The organism is Pantoea alhagi, assembly GCF_002101395.1.
GTDB classification, from domain to species: Bacteria; Pseudomonadota; Gammaproteobacteria; order Enterobacterales; family Enterobacteriaceae; genus Mixta; species Mixta alhagi.
The window spans coordinates 150,687-173,908 of record NZ_CP019706.1 but is presented as its reverse complement, the minus strand read 5'-3'; the positions used below and the strand labels follow the sequence as shown (position 1 = coordinate 173,908).

Here is a 23,222-nt window from a genome sequence, read left to right as displayed (position 1 = left end):
TACTGCTTTATGCTCAGGAACCGCTGTTTTCGTCAGCAGGCGCTACAGGCTGAGGCTGATCGGCTGGCGCTGCAGGCGGTACCTGACCAGCTGGTACCGCAGGCTGAGCCTGATCCACTGGCGCAGGATTGCCGTTTTGCTCGGCAGCATTGGTCGGCAGCGTCTGATTTGGTGCCTGGGTATCAGCATTTTGCGGTACCACTGGCTCAACCGGCGCTTCTTCCGCTAATCCGTTAACCTTTACCGGCATACCGGAGCGCACTCTCATCGCCTGATCGACGATCGTCTGGTTTACGCTGGCGTCAGACAAGATTTTGCTCACCGCAGGCGTTAACTTGATCGGTACCGGCGCACGAGATTTAAACTGCTCTTCGGTAGTGGAGAGCGGATTATGGATCTCAACATAACGCGATCCATCCGGCTCTACCGACGCCTTAACCGGCTGGTCGATAAACTGCACGCGCGTGCCAACCGGCACGTTATCGAACAGCCATTTAATATCGTCAGCGCGCAGACGTACGCAGCCGTGGCTTACGCGCAGGCCAATACCGAAGTTAGCGTTGGTGCCGTGAATCGCATAGAGGCGACCGATATAAAGCGCATAAAGTCCCATTGGGTTATCCGGACCGGCCGGGAACACTTCAGGCAGCGTCTCGCCGCGCGCGGCGTACTCTTCATGCATTTTTTTGGTTGGCGTCCAGGTCGGGCCCGCTTTTTTGCGCTGCACGGTGGTCGTCCAGTCTACCGGGGTATCCTTGCCCAGTTCGCCAATGCCGATAGGCAGCACCACAACGGTTTTGGTACCTTTCGGGTAATAATAGAGACGCATTTCGGCGCTGTTGATGACAATCCCTTCACGCGGCGCGTCGGGCAGAATCAACTGGTGGGGAATAATCAGTTTTGAACCGGCCTGCGGCAGATAAACGTCAACGCCGGGGTTGGCTTCGAGCATATTGCTCAGGCCCATTTGATATTGTGCAGCAAAAGCTTCCAGAGGAAGTTTGCTGTCCTGCGGGATGGTAATTTCCAGGTTTTCTCCCGTCAAACGGCTGTTGGCCGGAGGCAGAGGATAAACCACAGCAAGCGCCTGCTGGCTAAATGCCACCAGTGCTACTGCCAGTGAAGCGATCGCGCGAATGCTCTTTTTCATCTTATTTCAATTGATTAATGCCATTAAATGGCTTGTTAGAGAGTCGACCCAGGTGCGGCCATTGTGACCGGCTGCACATTATATGTGCATAACCTCTGATTGTGGAACCAGGATTTTTCGTAACCGCACCAACTTTCCTTAACTCTATGTCATTTAACAGAATCTTGCCGGGCCTGAAGTGATTTTTTACATTCAGGGCTGCCATTGCGGGTCATCGCCATCCAGTTTGCGATTCAGGAAAAAGGCGGCGCTGATCAAAGCCAGATGGCTGAGCGCCTGCGGAAAGTTGCCCAACGCGTAGCCATGAAAATCAAACTCTTCGGCATACAGGCCCAGCGGACTGGCGTAGCTCAGCAGCTTTTCAAACTCGAAATGAGCCTCTTCAACCCGTCCGGCCCGCGCCAGACACTCCACGTACCAGAATGAACAGGCGACAAAGGATCCCTCACGACCGCTTAGCGCATCGGCAGGCGTCTCTTCACGGTCATAGCGCCAGACCATACCGTCGCGCACCAGCTTCGCCTTGATCGCATCCAACGTTGAGAGCCAGTCGGGATCGGTTGCGCCTACAAAGCGCACCAGCGGCATCAGCAGCATCGAGGCATCCAGCGATTTGCCATGGCGCGTAGCGGTAAAGTGTCCCTGTTCAGGATCCCAAAAATCCTGCCAGATCTCTTGGCGAATTTCGCTGCGCACGCGATCCCAGCGCTCATAGGGCATTGGTAACGATCGCTTCATGCCAAGGCGCAGCGCACGATCCAGCGCCACCCAGCACATCAGGCGCGAGTGCAGAAAGTGTTGTGGTTCGCCGCGCATTTCCCAAATTCCGGCGTCCGGCTCCTGCCAGTGCTCGCACAGATAATCGATGGTGCTGCAGACGTTGCGCCAGCCGCGCTCAGAGATTGCTTCGCCATACTTGTTGGCGAGATAAACCGCATCCATCAGTTCGCCGTAAATATCGAGCTGCGTTTGCCGCCAGGCATCATTACCGATACGTACCGGACGCGAGTCACCATAGCCGGAAAGATGCGGAAGCTCGCTTTCATGCAGCTCGGTGGCGCTGTCAAGGCGGTACATGACCTGCAGCCGCTCTTTATCATGATGGCTGTTTTCCACACAATGACCTACCCAGTGCGTAAAGCGTTTCGCTTCATCAACATAGCCAAGGCGCATCAGGGCATAAACGCTAAAAGAAGCGTCGCGGATCCAGGAGGCGCGATAGTCCCAGTTACGTTCGCCGCCCAGCTCTTCCGGCAGCCCGAAGGTTGCGGCGGCGGCAATCGAGCCGTGCTGCCACGAGGTCAGTAGCTTCAGCGCCAGCGACGAGCGTTTCACCATCTCCTGCCAGCGTCCGCGCCAGTTGCTTTGATGACACCAGCTGCGCCAGTAATGTAGCGTTTCCTTAAAGCAGATATCGGTTTGCAGGTTATCCAGATGCTCATCCTGCGCGCAGCCGAAAATAAATTCTGCATGTTCGCCCGTTTTCAGGGTAAAGCTCGCTACCGCCGCCTGGCGATCGAGAGAGAGCGGTATGGTGGCGGTCAGGCGCAGCGTAGGCTGACCGTCGGCGCTGAACAGCACGGCATTATCGCGCAGCTTCGCTTTGGGCGTGGCACGTGCATAGTCATGCACCGGCGCGCAGCGCAGCGAAAAACGCCCCTCGCCGCGCACCATCTTCAACCGGCGAATAATGCGCGGTTTGGTGTCCTGTTGCTCGCAGATCGGCATGTAATCGGTAATTTCCGCTACACCTTCAGCAGCCAGCCAGCGTGTTTGCAGAATATTGGTATCCGGCAGGTAGAGCTGCTGGCGGCGGCTCGCTTTCCACTCCGGCGTCAGACTAAAGACGCCCGCCTCGTCACTGTCCAGCAGGGCAGTGAATATCGAAGGGCTATCCAGATTGGGCCAGCAAAAATAGTCGATAGTGCCATCGTCCGCCACCAGCGCGCAGGTACGCAGATCGCCAATGACGCCGTGATTACCGATAGGTCGTTTGATATCAGCCATGCCGTTCCCCGGTTGCGCTGTGTGAACTATTACTATAGCCAGGCTGGGCGGCAGCGGCGGGCAGAGCGGCTATACTTGCTGTTCATTTATTGAGCGTAACAGAGGAGTAAAGCTATGCCGACAAACAAGGTTGCAGTGGTCACCGCCTCGGATTCCGGTATCGGGAAAGCCTGTGCGGTGATGCTGGCAGAGCAGGGTTACGATATCGGCATTACCTGGCGTTCGGATGAGAAGGGCGCGCAGGAGACAGCTGAAGAGGTGCGTAATCTGGGACGCCAGGCGGAACTGGTGCAGATGGATCTTTCCGATCCGCAGCAGGGGGGTGAAGCGCTGGCGTCGCTGATTGAGAAGCTGGGTCGCATCGATGTGTTAGTGAATAATGCCGGTACCAACGTTAAGGGCGACTTTCTGGATATTGCCTTTGATGACTGGCGTAAAGTATTTACCGTGGATGTCGACGGCGCTTTTGTTTGCGGACAGATTGCTGCGCGTCAGATGGTCAAACAGGGCGAAGGCGGCCGCATTATCAATATCACCTCGGTGCATGAGCATACGCCGCTGCCAGGTTCGGTCTCTTATACTGCGGCTAAACATGCGCTGGGCGGCCTGACCAAGGCGATGGCGCTCAGCCTGCTGCCGCAGAAAATTTTGGTTAACGCGGTCGCGCCAGGCGCTATCGCCACGCCAATGAACGATATGGAAAATGCCGACGCGCACAAGGTTTCCCTGCCCAATATTCCTGCCGGTCGCCCCGGCGATACGCGCGAAATCGCCAGCATGGTTGCCTGGCTCTGCTCTGAGTGGTCTGGCTATACCACTGGTCAGTCGTTTATTATTGACGGCGGCTTTATGCTCGCTAATCCGCAGTATGCCGCCGCGCAACAGCAGGCTGCTCAGTAACCTCCGGCGCTTTAGCACGCTCACGGGGCAGGCTGTTGCCCCGTTTTGCTTTTCCGTTCCGCCTCCTTCCGCGTTATTATTTGTCGCACAATCAAGAAGGAAGCGTATATGGCTATGGAGATCCCACTGCTGGCGGTACGTGACGTCAGCTATCATCTGGCGGATAAAATGCTGCTGGCTCCTCTCTCTTTTACTTTGCAGCAACATGAAATTGTCTGGCTCACCGGTGCTTCGGGCAGCGGTAAAACCACATTACTGAAAATTCTTGCCTCGCTCTTGTCACCGACGACCGGCACCATCGCGCTTCGCGGCGAGGAGAGCACTACGCTGAAACCGGAAACCTGGCGTCGGCAGGTCTCTTACTGCTTCCAGACGCCGCAACTGTTCGGCGAAAGCGTCTATGACAACCTGGCTTTTCCCTGGTTAATTCGTCAGCAGCGGCCTGAAAAGCAGGCGCTGCGCGCCAGCCTGGCGCAGCTGAATTTAGACCCGGAAATACTCGGGCAGCCCATCACCGATCTTTCCGGCGGCGAACGGCAGCGGGTGGCGCTACTGCGCAATTTACAGTTTCCTCCGGCGGTTCTGCTGCTGGATGAAGTTACCAGCGCGCTGGATAAAGAGAATAAAGCTCAGGTAAAACAGCTTATCCGCCAGACGGCGCAGCAGCAGCCGATGAGCGTACTCTGGATCAGTCACGACTCGCAGGAGATCGACAACGGCTCCCGCATTATCTCTTTAACCCGCATGGACGCAGCGCAATGAATCATCCGGAAATTAGCAATACCTCGCTGGCGCTGGCCTTTATGCTGGTGCTGGTGGCCCTGTTCGTCAGCCAGAAAGAGAAGCTGGGACTGCATAAAGATATTTTATGGAGCGTGGCGCGTGCCATCATTCAGCTCACCCTGGTCGGCTACGTCTTGCACACGCTGTTCGATTTTAATAACCGCTGGCTGACGCTGCTGATGGTGCTGTTTATCTGTACCAATGCGGCGCTGCATGCACGCAAACGCAGTAAACGCATCGGTAACGCCTTTGTTATCTCTTTTATCGCCATTACTTCCGGCACCGCCATGACGCTGACCATTCTGGTATCAAGCGGCGCGATTGATTTTGTGCCGATGCAGGTTATACCGGTTTCCGGCATGATCGCCGGTAACGCGATGGTGGCGGTGGGATTATGCTACGCCCAGTTGAATCAGCGCTTTGCCGATAACCGTCAGAAAATTGAAGAGATGCTGAGTCTTGGCGCATCGGTTAAACAGGCTTCGGCAACGCTGGTACGCGACAGCATCCGCGCCGCGATGAGCCCAACGGTGGATGCGGCGAAAACCGTGGGGCTGGTTAGCCTGCCGGGTATGATGTCAGGCCTGATCTTTGCCGGTATCGATCCGGTGCTGGCGATTAAATATCAGATCATGGTGACCTTTATGCTGCTGGGAACGGCGGCGATTTCAACAATCATCGCCGCCTGGCTTGGCTATCGTCGCTTTTATAACGCCCGCGCGCAGCTGCTTTTTTAATCATCGTTTCGCCGCGACCAGCGGCGAAACGCCAGACGCAGCAGCAGCACAAACACCACCGCAGCAGCCAGCCACAGCAGATGCTTCAGATGATGATCGAGGCGATGCAGCCAGGGCGTGATCATTTCACCGGCAAAATAGCCGAGCGTCACAAAGACCAGTGACCAGATAAAGGCGCCGATGGCATTAAAAATCATAAATTTCAGCGGACTGAGGCGGCTGGCACCGATAATAATCGGTCCGATAATGCGAAAGCCGTACATAAAGCGCACGCCAATAATAAACAGCACCGGATAACGACGGATCAGGCGATTGGCGCGCTTCAGTTTGCCCTGATGTTTTTTAAAGCGCCGCAGGATGCGGGAACCGAATTGACGACCGATATAGTAAAGCAGCTGATCGCCCAGAAAGCCGCCGAGCATTACCGCCAGCACCACGCCGCTATAGCGCAGCAGCTTTTCGTGCGCCATGATGCCACCCAGCAGCGCGAATGTTTCCCCTTCGGCAATACAGCCAATAACCACGGCCAGATAACCATACTGCTGAATAAACTGGTTGATATCGAAATGCAAAACGTACCGTCCCTTTTATGCTTAGCGTCAGGGTAAGTGTACACCTCGTTAACTCTGCCTTGCGAAAAAAGGCGATACAGGGAAAAGGTGGCGCCCTTGATTGGTGAAAAAATAGGCAGATGACGTATACTTAGGTAACCGTCGCCAGATTGGCGGCAAGGTACTGAGGGCGATATCATGAATCATGTCTGGGGCCTGCTGGCGCATCCCGATCGGGAGATGCGCAATATCGAACGGGAAAACGAAAGCGTTTCCCACCACTACACTCATCACGTTTTACTGATGGCGGCGATTCCGGTGATTTGCTCCCTGATTGGTACCACCCAGATGGGGTGGTATCTCGGCGGAGGGCGCTCGGTTCCGCTCGCGCTTTCGACCGGACTGATGCTTGCCGTACTGTTCTATCTGTTAATTCTGGGCGGCGTGGCGGTGATGGGACGGGTCATTCACTGGATGGCGCGTGACTATCCGCAGCGTCCCAGCATGCAGCGCTGTACGGTTTTTGCCGGCTATGTCGCTACGCCACTGTTCCTGAGCGGTATTATTGCGCTTTATCCGGTGGTCTGGTTGTGCGTGCTGGCAGGAGCAATCGCGCTTGCCTGGACCGGCTATCTGCTCTACGTGGGCATTCCGCAATTGCTTAATATCGATCGCGATGAGAGCCTGCGTTTTTCCGGCTCAACGCTGGCTATCGGCATTCTGCTGTTTGAGGTGTTGCTGGCGCTAACGGTACTGCTGTGGGGCTACGGCTTCCGTATGGGATAAGCTGGCGCGCGTGAAGAGAAGCGCAGCCGCAGCGGATATTTCTGCATCGCTAAAAAAGCCACCTGCGGGTGGCTTAATGACGTTTTTAATCGACGAAGCGGCTTACCGGGATGTTAAAGCGTTTAGCCAGGTTACGCATATGTTCCAGCGTCAGCTTACGTTCACCTTTTAATATGCGGCTTACCAGCGAACGCTGACCAATCTCTTTTGCAAAGTCGGTTTGATTAAGTCCATATTGATCCATCAAAATACGTAACAATGATACGCCATGCGGTTCGGTATCAATACGTGCATTAAACTCGGCAAATTCTGGTGCATTGTTTTCATAAGCATCAATTTTCGCTGTCAGCATTTCGATCAGCGGGCTGTCTGGCTGATGCTCCACCAGATATTCCACCAGCCTGACCGCTTCTTCATAGTCTTTACGGCAAGTGCTGCCTCCTAACAGAGGGAGAATTCTCACCAGGCTATCTGCTGCCTCAATTGCGTCGCTGAAAATCATTCTTTGTTTCTCCGATAAAAGTCAGTCAACTTATCGTATTCTGCGTGAGTGGCTATATGCTTTATAAAGATCTTCCCTCGCTCAAAATCTGCAAAGAACATGACGCGCAGATTGCCGCCTCCTATATCGATTACCCACCATTTTTCGCGATACTTCATTCTGTCCAGGCTGGGGAAGGTTTCATTAAGATCTTCCGGGCTGGTAAACCTTACCCGCTTTAAGTGGCGATATAAGTCATCAAGCGCTAAAGCATGGTTGGGAAAACGCTTTGCAGCTTTATCGAAGGGTTCCCTCGTAATAATATGCATCGCTGACTCTCCATGTTTCCTGGCAGGAAACAGCATATCGCAGAACGGTTGATGTTGACAATAAGGAAACATTAATGACTGTTTGAATATAGAAGGTCTTCGTTTACGCCCGGAAACGAATCTCTGATAGGAATTTACTGAGCGCCCGGCGTATTATTCTGTCTGCCAGCCGTTGCACCTGTTGACTCTTGCGACGGCAGCCTGTGTTACACACAGCGCGCAATCCTGAACCGGTAAGTTGTTAAACGATGCCCGCAAAATTTCGTTATTCGTTGCTGAGCCTGGCTTTTCTTTTCTCCGCGCAGGGCCTGATGGGTCAGGCGCTGGCCGCTTCGCCATTAAGCACGCCTGCGCCGCTCTCCCAGCCGCAAATTGCCTCCGGCAGCGCGATGATTGTCGATCTGAATACTAATAAAGTGCTGTATGCCTCGCACCCGGATCGGGTAAGGCCAATCGCCTCGATTACCAAAGTGATGACGGCGATGGTGGTGCTGGATGCGCATCAGCCGCTGGATGAGATGCTGAATATTGATATCAGCCATACGCCGGAGATGCGCGGTGTGTTTTCTCGCGTACGCCTGAAGAGTGAAATCAGCCGCAGAAATATGCTGCTGCTGGCGCTGATGTCGTCGGAAAACCGCGCTGCGGCCAGCCTGGCACATCATTATCCCGGCGGCTATGACGCCTTTATTCGCGCCATGAACGCCAAAGCGCGTGCGCTGGGCATGACCAATACCCATTATGTAGAGCCGACCGGCCTGTCGATTCATAACGTTTCCACCGCCCGCGATCTGACAAAGCTGCTGATCGCCACGAAACGTTATCCGCTGTTGGGCCAGCTCAGCACCACCCACGAGGAGATGGCGCGCTTCAGCAATCCGGACTATACGCTGCCTTTCCGTAATACCAATCATCTGGTCTATAAGCCGGACTGGCACATTCAGCTCACCAAAACCGGCTTTACCAATCAGGCGGGACACTGTCTGGTGATGCGCACCATGATCAAACAGCGTCCGGTCGCGCTGGTGGTGCTGGATGCCTTTGGCAAATATACCCATTTTGCCGATGCCAAACGGCTACGCGACTGGCTGGAGACCGGCAAATCCGCACCGGTTCCGGCGGCGGCGCTGGCGTATAAAAAGCAAAAAACCGCGAATACCGCCAGCAATAGCGAGATCGACTAATGCGTTACTCCTCCGCTGGGCGATCAGCGGAGGAGAGCGCGCGCTGCATGATCAGCGTATCGCGCCAGGCACCATGCTTAAATCCCACCTCTTTTAATACGCCCACCTGGCGGAATCCCAGCCTGAGATGTAGCTTCAGCGAGCCGATGTTCTGCTCGCCGTTGCCGATAATCGCCAGCATCTGCTGCCAGGGACCTTGTTCACAGCGTGCAATCAGCGCCGCCAGCAGCGCGCTACCGATGCCGCGTCCCGCCGCGTCGTGTGCCAGATAGATCGACTCTTCCACGCTATACCGGTAAGCAGGGCGCGGACGATAGGGTGAAGCGTAGCTAAAGCCAACCAGGCGGCCTGCCTGTTCAGCGACCAGCCAGGGCATCTCCTGCGCCTGCACCTTGAGAAAACGGGCCTGCATTTCCGCCGTATCGGGTGGCGTCTCCTCAAAAGAGGCGCAGCCGTACTGCACATGCCAGGCGTAAATTTCGCTGACAGCGGCGATATCAGCCGCGTATGCATCACGAATCAGCAGGGGTTCAGCCTTCTCAGACATAACTTCTCCTTATACCGGATGAAAGTCTTACTTTGACACAGGCGTACGGTAGCCCTTCATAACAAATTCTTATGCAAAAAGAGCGATTTTTCTTCACGCTTTCCTATAGTGAAGCGGCAGGCAAAAGCATAAACTGGCGCGCGATCGCGGCGAGGCCGTGGAACAGAAATAGAGTGGAATGACCTTCGATGTCAAAGTGGTTACGATTAATGCGCACAAGCCTGCTGGCGCTGCTGGTAATGGCGCCGTTTGTGATTCACGCGGCGGAAAACGCTGAGGATAGCGCGGCGGCAGGTGAAGAGACTGTAGTAAAGGTAAATGCGTCGGCAGAACTGCCGAAAATGCAAAAAATCCTCGATAAAATCAAAGGGCAGGTTTCCGGCGAAACCAATGACGCACAGCTTTCCCAGCTCAACGAGATGGCGCTGGAGCTGTCGGGCAATGCCGATACGCTGGGACAGGCGTTGATCCCGCAGCGGCAACAGTTAATGGCGCAGCTGGCAGTATTAGGTCCGGCGCCAAAAGCGGATAGCGGCGTGAAAGAGACGCCGGAAGTCACTCGCAAGCGAAGCACGCTGGAAAATCAAAAGCAAAAGCTGGACGAACAGATTAAACAGGCGGAGGCGATCAAAAGCGGCTCCCTTAACCTCAGCGCGCAGATCGTTAATCTGCGGCGCGATAATCTGAAAACCCAGCTGGCATTGAACTCTGGCAGTATTTTTGGTCCGCGTTTCTGGGCGCCGCTGTTTGGTATGCAGCAGCTGGACGGCGAGAAGCTGGCCAATTTCCGTGACGAGTTGACGGATACCGTGGCGCTGGCCTGGGAGCCGGGTTGGCGGCTCGGCACCGTACTGTGGCTGGTAGCAGCGGTGCTTATCGCTACGCTGGGCCGCCGCTACGGAGAGGAGTTCCTCGCGTGGATCAGTATTAACAAGTTGCCGGAAGGGCGTCTGCGGCGCAGCTTCCTGGCAGCGGCGATCGCCCTGACCACGCTGGTGGCGGTGGTGCTGGCGTTTAACTTTCTTGACCAGGCCTTTACCCGCCGCGAGGAAGTTTCTGATGATGTTCAGGGCTTTGCCGATCGTCTGGTGCAGCTCAGCCTGTTTTGCGGCCTGATTGCCGGGCTGGGGCGGGCGTTTCTGTCGACACGCCGACCTTCATGGCGACTGCCAGCGATTTCCAACGAGGTGGCGCAGGCGCTGAAACCCTACCCGCCGCTGACCGCGCTTCTGGTATTTATTTTCCAGACGGTAGAAGCGCTGAATACCACCGTTGGCACCAGCGTCGGCACCACCATTCTGGCAAACGGCATGACGGCGCTACTGGTCGGCGCTACCGCGCTCTCTATCAGCTTCCGCTCCAGCCGCGTACGTCGTCGTCTGGTGCAGGAAGGGCAGACGCCGGAGGCTCGATCCACCTTAGTCGGCCTGGTTCAGATGTCGATTACGCTTATCGGTCTGGCGATCATGCTGTCGCTGATTATCGGTTACGTTACCCTGGCGCGCTTTCTTAGTTACGAGCTGGTCTGGCTGGGTATCGTCTGCGGCGCTTACTATTTCCTTAGCCATCTGGTGAGCGATGGCTGCGAAACGCTGCTGTCGGTAAATAGCCTGACCGGCAAGCGGATGCAGACCTCGCTGAATATCGATGAGCGGCATCTGTCGCAGGCGGCGGCGCTGCTGTCGGCGCTGGGAAAAACCATTCTGTTGCTGTTTGCGGTAGTGGCGGTGCTGAACGGCACTTTCGGCACCTCGACGCCGATTGAACTGCTGCAAAAGGCGGTGGAGTTCTGGGGCGGCAAAGGCCTGGAATCGCTGAATATTGTGCCTGCGCATCTGGTCAATGCGCTGCTGTGCATGGTTATTGGCATCTATGTGCTACGCGTGGTGCGTCGCTGGCTGGATAACGATTTTCTGCCGAAAACCACCATGGATATCGGCATGCGCGTTTCGCTGGTAACGCTGTTCAGTAATATCGGCTATGTGCTGGTTATTCTGTTAACGCTCTCAACCATGGGCGTGCAGTGGAACAAGCTGGCCTGGATTGTCAGCGCCCTGTCGGTAGGTATCGGTTTCGGCCTGCAGGAGATTGTGAAAAACTTTATCTCCGGCCTGATCCTGTTGACTGAACGTCCGGTGAAGGTGGGTGACCTGGTAAGCATCAGCGGGATTGAAGGCGATATTCGCCGCATCAACGTGCGCGCCACGGAGATCCAGCTGGGCGACAAGTCTACGGTGATCGTACCGAACTCGCAGCTGATCTCGCAGAACGTGCGTAACGCCACCATGGGTAATGCTCAGGGCGTGGTTACCATTACGCTGACGTTTCCGCTGGATATCGATCCGGTGCAGGTGCGGGAGATTTTACTGGGGGTCTATCAGGAAAACGAACGCATTCTGGATACGCCGGAGCCTTCGGTCAGTTTCAAAGATCTTACCCCGCAGGGAATTGTGCTGAGCGTGACCGGTAACGTCTCTAACCAGCGGCAGACTGGCAGCGTGAAAAGCGATCTGCTGTTCGATCTGCTGACGCGCCTGCGTAAAGAGGGCATCGTGCTGTCGCGCCCGCAAACCATGATCATTGAGCGCAAGAATGGTGAGATGGTCGTTAAAGAGCCGCAGCAGAGCTAAGTCGCGCCAGGGCCGCCTTTTCGCATGGAAACGGCGGCCTTTTGGCGTTTAATCGGCCGGATGATGCGCCTCGCAGCCGCAGTCCGCCCAGTGTTTCAGTTTGCTGGTTTTACCAATGCCGGGGTTAAAGCTATTGGTGGGATCAAGCTGCTGATAGAACGCTTTCAACTGCGGCTTTGCCTGATAAAGGTGGCCGACATTATGCTCCGCCGGATATTCCGCGCCGCGCTGGTTTAAGATCTCCAGCATCTGTTCTTTAAGGGCGTGCGCGTCTACGCCTTTTTTCACGATGTAATCCTGATGAAACACATGGCACATAAAGTGGCCATAGTAGAGGCGATGCACCAGCTTATCGTCAAACTCCGGCGGCAACGTCTCAAACCAGTCGCGATCGTTACGACGCAGCGCAATATCCAGCGCCAGAATATCCTCGACTTCATCATGATGCGCCGCGTGATAGCGCACCGCTGCGCCCGCTGCGGCAAAGCGATGCAGAAAGGCTTTCGAGCCCTCTTCATCGGTGCATTCAAAATAGTCGCCGCCGCCCTCGCGGAAAAAGTCCTTTAAAAACTGGCGCGCTTCTTCAACGCCGTCGCCGGACATTTTCAACATCAGATGATGCTCATAGCGGTCGCGCCAGATTTTCATCTTTTTCGGCAGGTGCGTCGGAAACAGCACGCTCAGCTTTTGCAGCATGCGGTCGGTAAAATGGGGGCGGAACAGCGGAATGTGGCTCAGCATGGCATCGATACGTCCCTTCAAGGTAAAGAAACGCGGCATCTTATCGGTGCCCAGCCGGTCAATCATAATAAAGGTATCTTTCCCATACTTTTCGGCAATGTCATACATATCGCGATGCATATATTCGCCCGCCACCGGCAGGTTTTTAAAATGGGCCAGAATATGGCGACGAATATCCTCCAGCGCCGCCGTATCGTTGCTGCCGATGTAGAAGACCTGCTGCTTTTTCTCCGCCTCAAAGGTATCCAGCCGTACGGCAAATACCGCCAGCTTGCCGGCGCAGCCGGAGGCTTCATACAGGCGGCTGGCGTCAGCGTTGAAGCGCGACGGCGTGTCTGCCTCTACGTCGCGCACACGCTCGACGTAGTTGTGATCGGACGCCTGGCGGGAGTCATGGCGCACGTCGCTCTCGCGCCAGGTCTCATCATCCAGCCGCCCCAGAATCTGCTCCGGCGTGCTGCCCAGCTCAATGCCCAAATGGTTAACCAGCTTTAACTGCCCCTGCTCATCCAACTGAGCGTAAAGCGCCATTTCGGTATAGGCCGGGCCGCGTTTCACCAGCGCGCCGCCGGAGTTATTACACACGCCGCCGAGGATTGAGGCGCCGATACAGGAGGAGCCGATCACTGAATGCGGCTCGCGTCCCAGCGGCTTAAGGATTTTCTCCAGTTGAAACAGCGTGCTGCCGGGAAATGCCAGCACCTGCTTGCCTTTATCCAGCAGCTGAATACGGTCCATGCGCAGGGTGCTGATAATAATAATGTCGCGATCATAATTGTTGCCGTTCGGCGTTGAGCCTTCGGTCAGGCCGGTATTCGCCGCCTGCATCAGAATAATTTTATCTGCCGCGACCGCAGCCTTCAGCACGCGCCACAGCTCCAGCAGCGAGCCGGGAAAAACCACCGCCAGCGCCTCGCCCTGACCAGAGCGGAAGCCTTTGCGATAGCGTTCGGTTTTACGCGGATCGGTCAGCAGATGACTACGGCCAACGATACGGCGCAGTTCATTAATCAGGGTTTGACTGGCAGATTGAGTATGAGGGTGCATATCCATTGTCCTGTTATGTGGGTCAAATTTACTGTAGCAGCTCCGACACAAAAGCGTTCAACGGCAAAACTACCTGCTATTCTCTTGCTGTTGCACACAGTAGCTATCTTATTGCTGTAGCACTAATTACCCTTCATACTTCACGCTGCAGGTATGTCGGCTGCGCTCGCTTACCCCGGCCGCTGATTTGCATCAGCGCCCGGAATTTACGCGCTGGCCGCCTGCCTGCAACGCCAACTATTTAGGGTAAAAAAACCCGTTCCGCGTTCTTGTTGAGAGCCCAATCTGATGAAATGGATTTACTCCCTGAGTCTCGCTGTTTCTCTGGCGGTGCAGCCCGCCTTCGCTGACGATCTTTTCGGTCCACATCCCATGACGCCAGAAGCGCGCGATGCGTTTGTCACCGATCTGCTGGCGAAAATGACGCTGGATGAAAAAATTGGTCAGCTGCGGCTGATTAGCGTCGGACCGGACAACCCAAAAGAATCGATCCGCGACATGATCCAGAAAGGACAGGTCGGCGCGATTTTTAATACCGTTACCCGTCCCGATATTCGCGTTATGCAGGATCAGGTAATGCAGCTTAGCCGCCTGAAAATCCCGTTATTCTTTGCCTATGACGTGGTGCATGGTCAACGCACCATTTTCCCGATCCCGTTAGGCCTGGCGGCCACCTGGGATCTGGATGCGGTCAGCCGCGTTGGTCGCGTCTCTGCCTGGGAGGCGGCAGACGATGGCCTGAATATGACCTGGGCACCGATGGTGGATGTCACGCGTGAACCGCGCTGGGGCCGTGGTTCAGAAGGCTTTGGCGAAGATACTTTCCTGACCTCTAAAATGGGCAGCACCATGGTTGAGGCGATGCAGGGTAAAAGCCCGGCGGATCGCTATTCCCTGATGACCAGCGTTAAGCATTTCGCGCTGTATGGCGCGATTGAAGGCGGCCGCGACTATAACACCGTGGATATGAGCCCGCAGCGCATGTTCCAGGATTATTTGCCGCCCTATAAGGCGTCGCTGGACGCTGGCAGCGGCGGGGTGATGGTGTCGCTGAATTCCATTAACGGCATGCCGGCCACCGCCAACAGCTGGCTGCTGAAAGATCTGCTGCGCGATCAATGGAAATTCAAAGGCATTACCATCAGCGATCATGGCGCGATTAAAGAGCTGATCAAACATGGCGTCGCCAGCGATCCTGAAGATGCGGTACGGGTAGCGCTAAAAGCCGGTATCGATATGAGCATGGGCGATGTCTACTACAGCCAGTATCTGCCGGGGCTGGTGAAGCGCGGCGTGGTATCGCAGCAGGAGATCGACGATGCGGCGCGCCATGTGCTGAACGTGAAATATGACATGGGGCTGTTTAACGATCCTTACAGCCATTTAGGACCGAAGGGCAGCGATCCGACTGATACCAATGCGGAAAGCCGCCTGCATCGTGAAGATGCGCGTGAAGTGGCGCGTAAAAGTATTGTGCTGCTGAAAAACCGGCTGGAAACGCTGCCGCTGAAAAAATCGGGCACCATTGCGCTGATCGGTCCGCTGGCGGACAGCCAGCGCGACATTATGGGCAGCTGGTCGGCGGCGGGCGTGGCGAAGCAGTCGGTAACGCTGCTGCAGGGGATGAAAAACGCCACCGCCGACAAGGCGACGCTGCTGTATGCCAAAGGCGCGAATATTACCGATCATAAAGGGATCCAGGATTTTCTGAACCTCTATGAGCAGGCGGTAAGCGTGGATAGCCGCACGCCGCAGCAGATGATTGACGAAGCGGTGGCCACGGCGAAAAAAGCGGATGTGGTGGTGGTGGCGCTGGGCGAGGCGCAGGGAATGGCGCATGAGGCCTCCAGCCGTACCGATCTGACGCTGCCTGAGAGCCAGCAAAAGCTGCTGGCGGCGCTGAAAACCACCGGCAAACCGCTGGTGGTGGTGCTGATGAACGGACGCGCACTGGCGCTGGTGCGTGAAGATCAGCAGGCCGATGCGCTGCTGGAAACCTGGTTTAGCGGCACCGAAGGGGGCAACGCTATCGCCGATGTGCTGTTTGGCGACTATAACCCGTCAGGCAAGCTGCCGGTCTCCTTCCCGCGTTCGGTGGGGCAGATCCCGATTTATTACAATCATCTGCCAACCGGCCGTCCTTATAATTCAGCAAAACCGAACAAATATACTTCGCACTATTATGATGCGGTTAACGGGCCGCTCTATCCCTTTGGCTACGGTTTGAGCTATACCCGCTTCAGCGTCTCGCCGGTGAAGCTCTCCTCATCGACCATGCCGCATAATGGCAAGGTTGAAGCCAGCGTTACGGTAACCAATACCGGCAAACGCGACGGTGCAACGGTGGTGCAGCTCTATCTGAACGATAAAGTTGCCAGCATCAGCCGCCCGGTAAAAGAGCTACGCGGCTTTAAGCGTATCATGCTGAAAGCAGGCGAGTCACAAACCGTGACCTTCCCGATTGATGTGGAAGCGCTGAAATTCTGGAACCAGCAGATGCAGTGGGTAGCGGAGCCAGGCAAGTTTAAAGTGATGATTGGCCTGGATTCGGTGAGAACGCAGGATGCGGAATTCACTTACCTGTAACGCAGCGCCTCAGCGGTAGGGCGCTTGCAGCCTTACAGGCAACCAACGCCTGATGCAGGCATATGGCTCTGTTTAAAACCGACCTTTCAGGGTCGGTTTTTTTACGTCTATTTGCCGCCCGCCATATCGAGAAAACTGCCGGTGATGTATGAGGCCTCATCGGACAGCAGCCAGGCGATCGCCTGCGCCACCTCTTCGGGCTGGCCGCCGCGCTTCATTGGCAAACTCTCTTTTACCCGATCAACCCGCCCGGGCTCGCCGCCATCGGCGTGCATCCCGGTATAAATAAAGCCTGGCCGCACAGCGTTAACCCGGATGCCCTGCGCCGCCACTTCCAGCGACAGGCCGGTGGTCAGTGTATCGATGGCGCCTTTTGAGGCGGCATAGTCGACATACTCATGGGGCGCGCCAAGCCGCGAGGCGGCGGAAGAGACGTTAACAATCGCGCCGCCCTGGCCGCCGTGACGCAGCGCCATGCGCTTTACCGCCTCGCGCGCGCAAATAAAACTGCCGCTGACGTTAGTGGCGAAAATGGAGGCGATGCGCTGCGCATCCAGTTGCTCAATGGTGGCCTGTGATTTGAGAATGCCGGCGTTGTTCACCAGACCGGTCAGCATGCCAAGCTCGCGGTCAACCTGCTGAAACATCGCTATCACCTGCTCCTCGTCGGCAATATCCGCCTGAACCGCAATGGCGTTGCCACCGTCGCGCCGAATCAGCGCTACCACTTCTTCAGCCTGCGCCTGCTGGCTGCGATAGCCGATACAGATCGTATGGCCTTTTTGCGCCAACAGCAGCGCGGTGGCGCGTCCAATACCACGATCGCCACCGGTAATTAAGGTAATGTGTTTTTTCATTCGTTCTGTCCGATTCGCCTGTTTATCGCTTTCTGGTGATAAACATCATTAATGTAATGTTCAAACTCAGCAAGGCAATAGCGATAAATATTATGACGAAGGATCGTGTCACTTCAGTTGAGTATTGCCAACAGGGAGGTGCAGAGAGACGCAGGCACAACGAATGAAAAGGAATGAATGCGCATGGGACAGGATCACGATAACCGGCACAAAAAAAACCGATCGGCAGCCAACCGATCGGCTTATCTGGTATCTATGCTCTGTTAAAAACGCTTAATGAGATCACTTCGCGCTTAAGGCCGTCAGGCGGCGTGCTGATTAACCTGTTGCTCAGCCAGCATGGTGAGTTTTTCATCAGTCGCTTTTTCTTCATCCAGGGTATTTTTCAGGATAGAGACGACATTGTCGTAGCCCAGATTTTTCGCCAGCGCCATCAGCGAACCGTAGCTGGAGATTTCATAATGTTCGACTTTCTGAGCGGCAACAATCAGGCCTGCATCGCGTACCGGCCCTTCTTCCACTTCCTGAATAATCTCCTCGCCTTCTTTGATCAGCCCTTCCATTGCTACACAGGTAACATTTTCCATTTCCACATTGTCGAGAGACTGGATAACCTGATCAAGGCGTTCGATATGGCCTTTGGTCTCCTCGAGGTGTTGTCTAAAGCCTTCGGCAAGTTGAGTTTCAGTGGCGGCCTCGGCCATTTTTGGCAGCGCTTTGGTTAACTGAACTTCAGCACTGTAAACATCGCTTAGAGTATGAACAAACAGATCGTTTAACGATTGCATAGTCATAACGCTTATCTCCCTATTAATTAGGTGTTGGTGTGCTGCGGTTGCCATAAAAGCCTGGTAGACGGTGATAAAACAGGCAAATAATCTGCGCTTCGCTTACAAACAGATGAAAGATAAAGGTTTGTGCTAATTTGTACTTTGCTTATTAAATTTTTATCTTATTAATCATGTGCTTGCCAGAGACGTAATTCTGCGTAAAAGAGTGTATTTGTTTATTGCAGAACGCAGCGGCAGGCACAGAAACAATGGATATTTAATGGAATTATTACGCAGGCGCATTGAAAAGCAGGTTTTCCGGGTAAACGGCCTGTCACTTAATGAGTTCGATCTCTCCCAGCCGCCGGGCGATCCAGGGCTGTTTGGCCCTGAGAGCCTGGTCTGGCCGGTGCATGGCGACTTCACCTCCATGCTGTGCGGCGGCATTGGCGCGTTGCTGTTACAAATGCTGCATCCTTCGGCACTGGCAGGCGTCTGGGATCACTCATCCTTTCGCCAGGATATGTTGGGACGTTTGCGTCGTACCAGCCAGTTTGTCGCGGTCACTACCTTTGGCAACCGTGCCGATGCGCTTACCTTAATTGAACGGGTAAAGCGTATCCATCTACAGGTTAACGGCGTCGATGCTTATGGCAATCCTTATGCGGCCAGCGATCCTGAGCTGTTAACCTGGGTGCATGTCGCCGAAGCCAGCTGTTTTCTTGCGGGCCATCTGCGTTATAAAAACCCGGCGCTTAGCCTGGCTGAACGCGATCTCTATTATGCACAGGCGGCGCAGGTTGCCGAGGCGCTGGGCGCGCAGCAGGTGCCCAAAAGCGTACAGGCGGTAGAGGAGTACCTGCAGCGGATGCGCCCCCGGCTCTGCTGTGACGCGCGCACCCGCGAAGTTATCAGGCTGCTGCGCCAGGCTCCCGCGCCCAGCAGACCAGCAAAACTGGTTATGGGCACGCTGATGGAAGCGGGCATGGGCCTGCTACCCGACTGGGCGCAGCAGATGAGCGATCTGACCCTGAGCGCGCGGCGTCAGGCCATTATCGATCGACGCATCCGCTTACTGGCACTCATGCTACGCTGGTCGGTGCGTAACGGCGCGTTTCCGCGCGCAATGCGGCGCATGGGGCGTGATTTTTGAGATTATTACCCTTGCCGCTGTGTCGCAATAAGGGAGATCCTGCTCTATTCTCGGGGAAGCTGGATTCCTCCACGTTGCGTTGAGGCACTATGACATATTCGCAGTTGATTGCTGAGGTGACTAATCAGCAACAGACGTTAACCGCCATCATCGAACAGACCGAACGGGCCGCCTATTTTTATATCTGGCCCACCGAGCCGTTTCGCTCCCGCTTTGCGGTACGCGGCTGCTGGCTGCGTAACCTGCTGCCCGCGCCATTTGAAGAAGACAGCGCGGCCATAGAGCAGGGGATCGCGCCGCTGTTAAGCGCCGACTGTTGTCGCACGCTGGAGGCTGAGCCGCCCCTTGATCCGGCCGGTCTGCAAATCATCTGGGAGCCGACCGACGATGGCGCGGCGGTCTGGTATCAGGGGCAACTGCTGGCGGTGATCCCGGGCTGGAGCCTGTATCAAAATAAACAGGTGAGTTTCTCGGCAGGCTGCATCAAGGAGAATCGCCTGACCGCGCCGCTGGGATCGGCATCAACTAACCACTATTACGCTCAGGCTCTGGCGCATCGCCAGTTCTGGCGCGACTGGCATGACGGGCATCTCTGGCAGCCGGTCGAGCACGATCTGCTGCAGTGCTACGAATCACACTACGGCCCGTCGCTTAAATATTACTCGATCGACCAGGGCCAGTGGCCGCCGATGGCGATTTCGCAACATTATCATCAGGGCGTCTGGTATTTCTTCACGCTTGGTATGTGCATCCGTCCGATGCCGTGGGTAGATTTTCTCTATGAGGATCTGGCTCCGCAGTATCGCCGCACTGAACTGGCGACGGCGATCGATGCGGAAGTAATGACAGAAGATAATGCTATCCAGATGGCCAGCGCGCTGGCGAACTATGCGCACTATCCCTGGAGCAGCCTGAACTGGCTGGGCGAGGGCCATACGCTGTCCTCTTCCGTTGCGCCGGTGGGCTTTGAAGGATTTTTGCTCTCTGCCACGCTGGGTGCGGAAGGCGGACAGTTTGCCTTGCCAAAACGCGAAGGCGAGCGGGTAAATTTATTGTGGACCACGCCGGTGACGGCCGCCGAACAGGCCTTTGCTCAGGCGGATGACCAGGGCGGTATTCTACTGGTTACGCGTCTGTTGCAGCATGGCGCGAATCATATCTTCCGGCCGCGCCAGCAGGTGGTTGAACAGGAAACATAATGGCTGCGTCTGTTGTGGTGATGCCCGCCACCGCTGGCTGTTACTACTTTCTCTGACCAGAGAGAAGATTTGTAAATTGTGATAGCGATCGCCTCAAGTAAAATAGTTACATGCCGTTAACACGAGAAGGGCAATATGGCCCTTCCTGTTATGTGGTGTGAACATGATAAAAACAACGCAGGCACGCTTTACCGCGGCGATCGTGGCATTTTTTCTGTTATTGATGGCAATCACCGTGGTGGTCATCAATCTTTTTGTTGCTCCACAATTAAAAACCAATGAAGAGCGCCTGGTGCGCTACGAAGTTGATACGCTTGCGGCCCGGATTATCGAACAGATGAACCGGGTTCAGGCTCAGCAACGCACCATTACCGAAGCGGCCAGCGTACTGGATAGCGCCGCTATCGACAGCCTGCTGCCGGCGCTGGTTAATCAATATAATGACAGCAACGTCTTTGGCGGCGGCATCTGGCCGTTGCCGAACATGCGTGCCGCAGACCGGGAAAAATTCAGCACCTTCTTTGCCCGTGACGCCAGCAATCAGCTACAGGTAAACACCTTCTGGAACTCACCAGAGGCGGATCGCTACTATGAACAGCCGTGGTATAAAGCCGGTCTTGCTGCCAGCAAAGGAGAGTGCGCCTGGGCTAACGCCTATCAGGATGCCGCCAGCCCGCAGCCGCGTACCAACTGCGCCATGGCGATCTATCGCAACGGCGCAGCCTGGGGCGTTGCCACCATTGACGTGACGCTGGGGTTCTTTAACCACCTGGCGAAAGAGATGGGTGAGGCGATTCAGGGACGCGTGCTGATCGTAGAAGCCGATGGCAAAGTCGTTGGCAACGCAGCGCTGGCGGAGGGTACGCCGAAACTGCAATATCTCAATGAGCTTTCCCTGCCGATGGCTGCGCCGCTGAAGACGCTGCTGGCCAATGCCGGGAAAGAGCCGGTAGAGAGCCAGTATCAGAGCGAAGAGGGCGACCGCACGCTGTTTGTTCAGCAGATCGCCGGAAGCCCCTGGTATCTGGCCAGCGATGTGCCGACCAGCCTGCTGACGCAGCAGACCCACTCAATGATGACGCGCCTGGGCATGGTTCAGATCCCGTTAGCTATTGTGCTGTTGCTGGTGCTGCTGGGCTTTATTCGCAGCATGATGAAGCGCCTGAGCCTGCTTAACGAAAATATCCAGGCCTTATCCACTGGCGGGGCCGATTTAACCCAGCGTCTGCCAGCCAGTAACAGCCCGGAATTTAACGCCGTGGCAGAGAGCTTTAACCAGTTTATTAGCTATCTGCAGGGGCTGATGCGGCAGGTCGGTGACAGCGCGCTGGCTATTACCTCCGCCTCGCGCCAGATCGCCAGCGGCAACCTTGATCTCTCGGCACGTACGGAAGAGCAGTCCAGCTCTATTGTGCAAACTGCGGCGTCGATGGAAGAGTTAACCGGCACTGTGCGTCAGAATGCTGATAACGCCACCCACGCCAACCAGCTGGCGGGCGAAGCCGCGAAAGTGGCGGAGCGCGGTACCGGCGTGGTACGACAGGTGGTGGCCACCATGGGCGAAATTGACGCTTCCTCACGTAAAGTGGTGGATATTATCAGTGTGATTGACAGTATCTCCTTCCAGACTAATATCCTGGCGCTGAACGCGGCGGTAGAAGCAGCGCGAGCCGGTGAGCAGGGGCGCGGCTTCGCGGTGGTTGCCAGCGAAGTACGTAATCTGGCGCAGCGTTCGGCCAACTCGGCGCGTGAGATTAAAAAACTGATTGAGACGTCGGTGGCAAATATCGATGCGGGCAGCCAGCTGGTCAATGAAGCGGGCCGCACCATGGATGAACTGATGCAGGGCGTCAGCAGCGTGACGACACTGATGAGCGAAATCATGTCTTCCAGCCGCGAACAGAGCATGGGAATTGAACAGGTTAACGTGGCGATCAACCAACTGGATAACACCACGCAGCAGAACGCCTCCCTGGTTGAGCAGGTTTCCGCTGCCGCTCAGGCAATGGAAGAGCAGAGCGTTCAGCTGGAGCAGGTAGTAACCCGTTTCAAACTGTAAGCGATAAATCCACAGGCTCCGCTGTGCAATCGGGCAGCGGAGCGAAGGAGTAAATCAGGTTACTTTTTTGTACATATTCTGATGAATACGCGGGACTTTTTTGCGGCTAAAGAGCAAGTGGTTATGCCACAATAGCTGGGATTAGTCTGAAGGAGCCCGTATGTCCGCTATTGAAGTTATCCTTGTTGATCCTCTTGATCGCCCTGTCGGCATAATGGAAAAACAGGAAGTGCATGAAAAAGGGTTACTGCATCGCGCGGTAACCGTTTACGTCTTTAATCCTCAACATCAGCTGTTGCTGCAACGCCGCGCCAGCGCTAAATATCACTGCGGCGGCCTGTGGAGCAATACTTGTTGCGGCCATCCTTATCCTTCGGAACCCACTCAGCATGCCGCCGAACGGCGTTTGCGGGAAGAGATGGGGCTTGATTTAACCCTGACGGCGATGTTTGAACTGAGCTATAACCTGCCGTTAAGTAACGGTTTGACCGAGCATGAATATGGGCATGTCTTTTTTGCCATTAGCGACGCCCAGCCACAGCTCAATCCTGAAGAGGCGGATGCCTGTCGCTGGCTTTCGCTGGAAGCCATTCAACAGGAGATAACACACGATCCTGCCCGCTTTACTCCCTGGTTTTTATATACGTTTGCCCGCATTCCCGCGCAGCTAACGCGCTTTATTCAGCATGCGGACCAGCTAAAGCCTGCCGCATCCAATGGGTAGA

Annotated in this window: 20 protein-coding genes; 11 read left to right on the top strand and 9 right to left on the bottom strand. The window is 55.5% G+C overall.

Features of this window, described 5'->3' with window-relative positions; all coding sequences use genetic code 11:
* Positions 1–13 precede the first annotated feature (13 nt).
* A complete protein-coding gene (locus B1H58_RS00740) occupies positions 14–1,150 on the bottom strand; it encodes a L,D-transpeptidase family protein (protein WP_085067521.1) in 1,137 nt (378 codons plus the stop codon).
* Positions 1,151–1,342: 192 nt separating this feature from the next.
* The gene (locus tag B1H58_RS00735; RefSeq protein WP_085067520.1) at positions 1,343–3,157 is read right to left on the bottom strand and encodes a glycoside hydrolase family 15 protein; all 1,815 of its coding nucleotides are present in this window, start codon (positions 3,155–3,157) and stop codon (positions 1,343–1,345) included.
* A gap of 114 nt (positions 3,158–3,271) precedes the next feature.
* Between B1H58_RS00735 and B1H58_RS00730 the strand changes: the two genes are divergently transcribed.
* The 3 genes from B1H58_RS00730 to fetB all read left to right on the top strand — a co-directional run bounded on the left by B1H58_RS00730 (position 3,272) and on the right by fetB (position 5,577).
* Complete coding sequence (locus B1H58_RS00730; RefSeq protein ID WP_085067519.1) at positions 3,272–4,057, top strand: SDR family oxidoreductase; 786 nt, start codon at positions 3,272–3,274, stop codon at positions 4,055–4,057.
* A 108-nt stretch (positions 4,058–4,165) separates the two neighbouring features.
* On the top strand, positions 4,166–4,819 hold the full coding sequence (gene fetA / locus B1H58_RS00725; protein ID WP_085067518.1) for an iron efflux ABC transporter ATP-binding subunit FetA: 654 nt from the start codon (positions 4,166–4,168) through the stop codon (positions 4,817–4,819).
* Positions 4,816–5,577 (top strand): iron efflux ABC transporter permease subunit FetB, encoded by a 762-nt coding sequence (gene fetB, locus B1H58_RS00720; protein WP_085067517.1) that lies wholly within the window; start codon positions 4,816–4,818, stop codon positions 5,575–5,577. Before fetA ends, fetB begins: the two co-directional genes overlap by 4 nt.
* On the opposite strand, the gene B1H58_RS00715 is transcribed toward fetB, so the two are convergent.
* Positions 5,574–6,149, bottom strand: a complete 576-nt coding sequence (locus B1H58_RS00715) for a DedA family protein (protein ID WP_085067516.1) — start codon at positions 6,147–6,149, stop codon at positions 5,574–5,576. The two genes, fetB and B1H58_RS00715, sit on opposite strands and share 4 nt — an antisense overlap.
* A 177-nt stretch (positions 6,150–6,326) precedes the next feature.
* On the opposite strand from B1H58_RS00715, the gene B1H58_RS00710 reads away from it, so the two are divergent.
* Positions 6,327–6,914 (top strand): Yip1 family protein, encoded by a 588-nt coding sequence (locus tag B1H58_RS00710; RefSeq protein ID WP_085067515.1) that lies wholly within the window; start codon positions 6,327–6,329, stop codon positions 6,912–6,914.
* 85 nt (positions 6,915–6,999) lie between these two features.
* Here the strand turns inward: B1H58_RS00710 and B1H58_RS00705 are convergent, their stop codons facing one another.
* Complete coding sequence (locus B1H58_RS00705) at positions 7,000–7,416, bottom strand: helix-turn-helix domain-containing protein (protein ID WP_085067514.1); 417 nt, start codon at positions 7,414–7,416, stop codon at positions 7,000–7,002.
* A complete protein-coding gene (locus B1H58_RS00700; protein WP_085067513.1) occupies positions 7,413–7,724 on the bottom strand; it encodes a type II toxin-antitoxin system HigB family toxin in 312 nt (103 codons plus the stop codon). The genes B1H58_RS00705 and B1H58_RS00700 overlap by 4 nt, the downstream gene beginning before the upstream one ends.
* Before the next feature lie 248 nt (positions 7,725–7,972).
* Between B1H58_RS00700 and pbpG the strand changes: the two genes are divergently transcribed.
* Complete coding sequence (pbpG, locus tag B1H58_RS00695) at positions 7,973–8,908, top strand: D-alanyl-D-alanine endopeptidase (protein WP_085067512.1); 936 nt, start codon at positions 7,973–7,975, stop codon at positions 8,906–8,908.
* A 4-nt stretch (positions 8,909–8,912) separates the two neighbouring features.
* Here the strand turns inward: pbpG and B1H58_RS00690 are convergent, their stop codons facing one another.
* The gene (locus B1H58_RS00690; protein WP_085067511.1) at positions 8,913–9,455 is read right to left on the bottom strand and encodes a GNAT family N-acetyltransferase; all 543 of its coding nucleotides are present in this window, start codon (positions 9,453–9,455) and stop codon (positions 8,913–8,915) included.
* Positions 9,456–9,643: 188 nt separating this feature from the next.
* Between B1H58_RS00690 and B1H58_RS00685 the strand changes: the two genes are divergently transcribed.
* Positions 9,644–12,085, top strand: coding sequence for a DUF3772 domain-containing protein (locus B1H58_RS00685; RefSeq protein WP_085067510.1), 2,442 nt, complete (start codon positions 9,644–9,646; stop codon positions 12,083–12,085).
* Positions 12,086–12,133: 48 nt separating this feature from the next.
* Here B1H58_RS00685 and dld read toward each other — a convergent pair whose 3' ends face one another.
* Positions 12,134–13,873, bottom strand: a complete 1,740-nt coding sequence (dld, locus tag B1H58_RS00680) for a D-lactate dehydrogenase (protein ID WP_085067509.1) — start codon at positions 13,871–13,873, stop codon at positions 12,134–12,136.
* 288 nt (positions 13,874–14,161) lie between these two features.
* Between dld and bglX the strand changes: the two genes are divergently transcribed.
* Positions 14,162–16,459: a beta-glucosidase BglX gene (gene bglX, locus B1H58_RS00675; RefSeq protein ID WP_085067508.1), complete on the top strand. Its 2,298-nt coding sequence runs from the start codon at positions 14,162–14,164 to the stop codon at positions 16,457–16,459.
* Positions 16,460–16,566: 107 nt separating this feature from the next.
* Here the strand turns inward: bglX and B1H58_RS00670 are convergent, their stop codons facing one another.
* Together B1H58_RS00670 and B1H58_RS00665 are read right to left on the bottom strand one after the other, a co-directional pair.
* Positions 16,567–17,316: an SDR family oxidoreductase gene (locus tag B1H58_RS00670; RefSeq protein ID WP_085067507.1), complete on the bottom strand. Its 750-nt coding sequence runs from the start codon at positions 17,314–17,316 to the stop codon at positions 16,567–16,569.
* A gap of 302 nt (positions 17,317–17,618) precedes the next feature.
* Positions 17,619–18,110, bottom strand: a complete 492-nt coding sequence (locus tag B1H58_RS00665) for a YciE/YciF ferroxidase family protein (protein ID WP_085067506.1) — start codon at positions 18,108–18,110, stop codon at positions 17,619–17,621.
* A gap of 256 nt (positions 18,111–18,366) precedes the next feature.
* On the opposite strand from B1H58_RS00665, the gene B1H58_RS00660 reads away from it, so the two are divergent.
* The 4 genes from B1H58_RS00660 (at position 18,367) to idi (ending at position 23,221) form a co-directional block, all read left to right on the top strand.
* Positions 18,367–19,239, top strand: coding sequence for an oxygenase MpaB family protein (locus B1H58_RS00660; protein ID WP_085067505.1), 873 nt, complete (start codon positions 18,367–18,369; stop codon positions 19,237–19,239).
* An 89-nt stretch (positions 19,240–19,328) separates the two neighbouring features.
* Entirely contained in the window at positions 19,329–20,438 is a 1,110-nt protein-coding gene (locus B1H58_RS00655; protein WP_085067504.1) for a suppressor of fused domain protein, read from the top strand.
* Positions 20,439–20,601: 163 nt separating this feature from the next.
* Complete coding sequence (locus B1H58_RS00650) at positions 20,602–22,497, top strand: methyl-accepting chemotaxis protein (protein ID WP_085067503.1); 1,896 nt, start codon at positions 20,602–20,604, stop codon at positions 22,495–22,497.
* A gap of 160 nt (positions 22,498–22,657) precedes the next feature.
* Positions 22,658–23,221 carry an isopentenyl-diphosphate Delta-isomerase gene (gene idi / locus B1H58_RS00645; protein ID WP_085067502.1) on the top strand — a complete coding sequence of 188 codons (564 nt, stop codon included), beginning with the start codon at positions 22,658–22,660 and terminating at the stop codon, positions 23,219–23,221.
* Position 23,222: the final 1 nt, after the last annotated feature.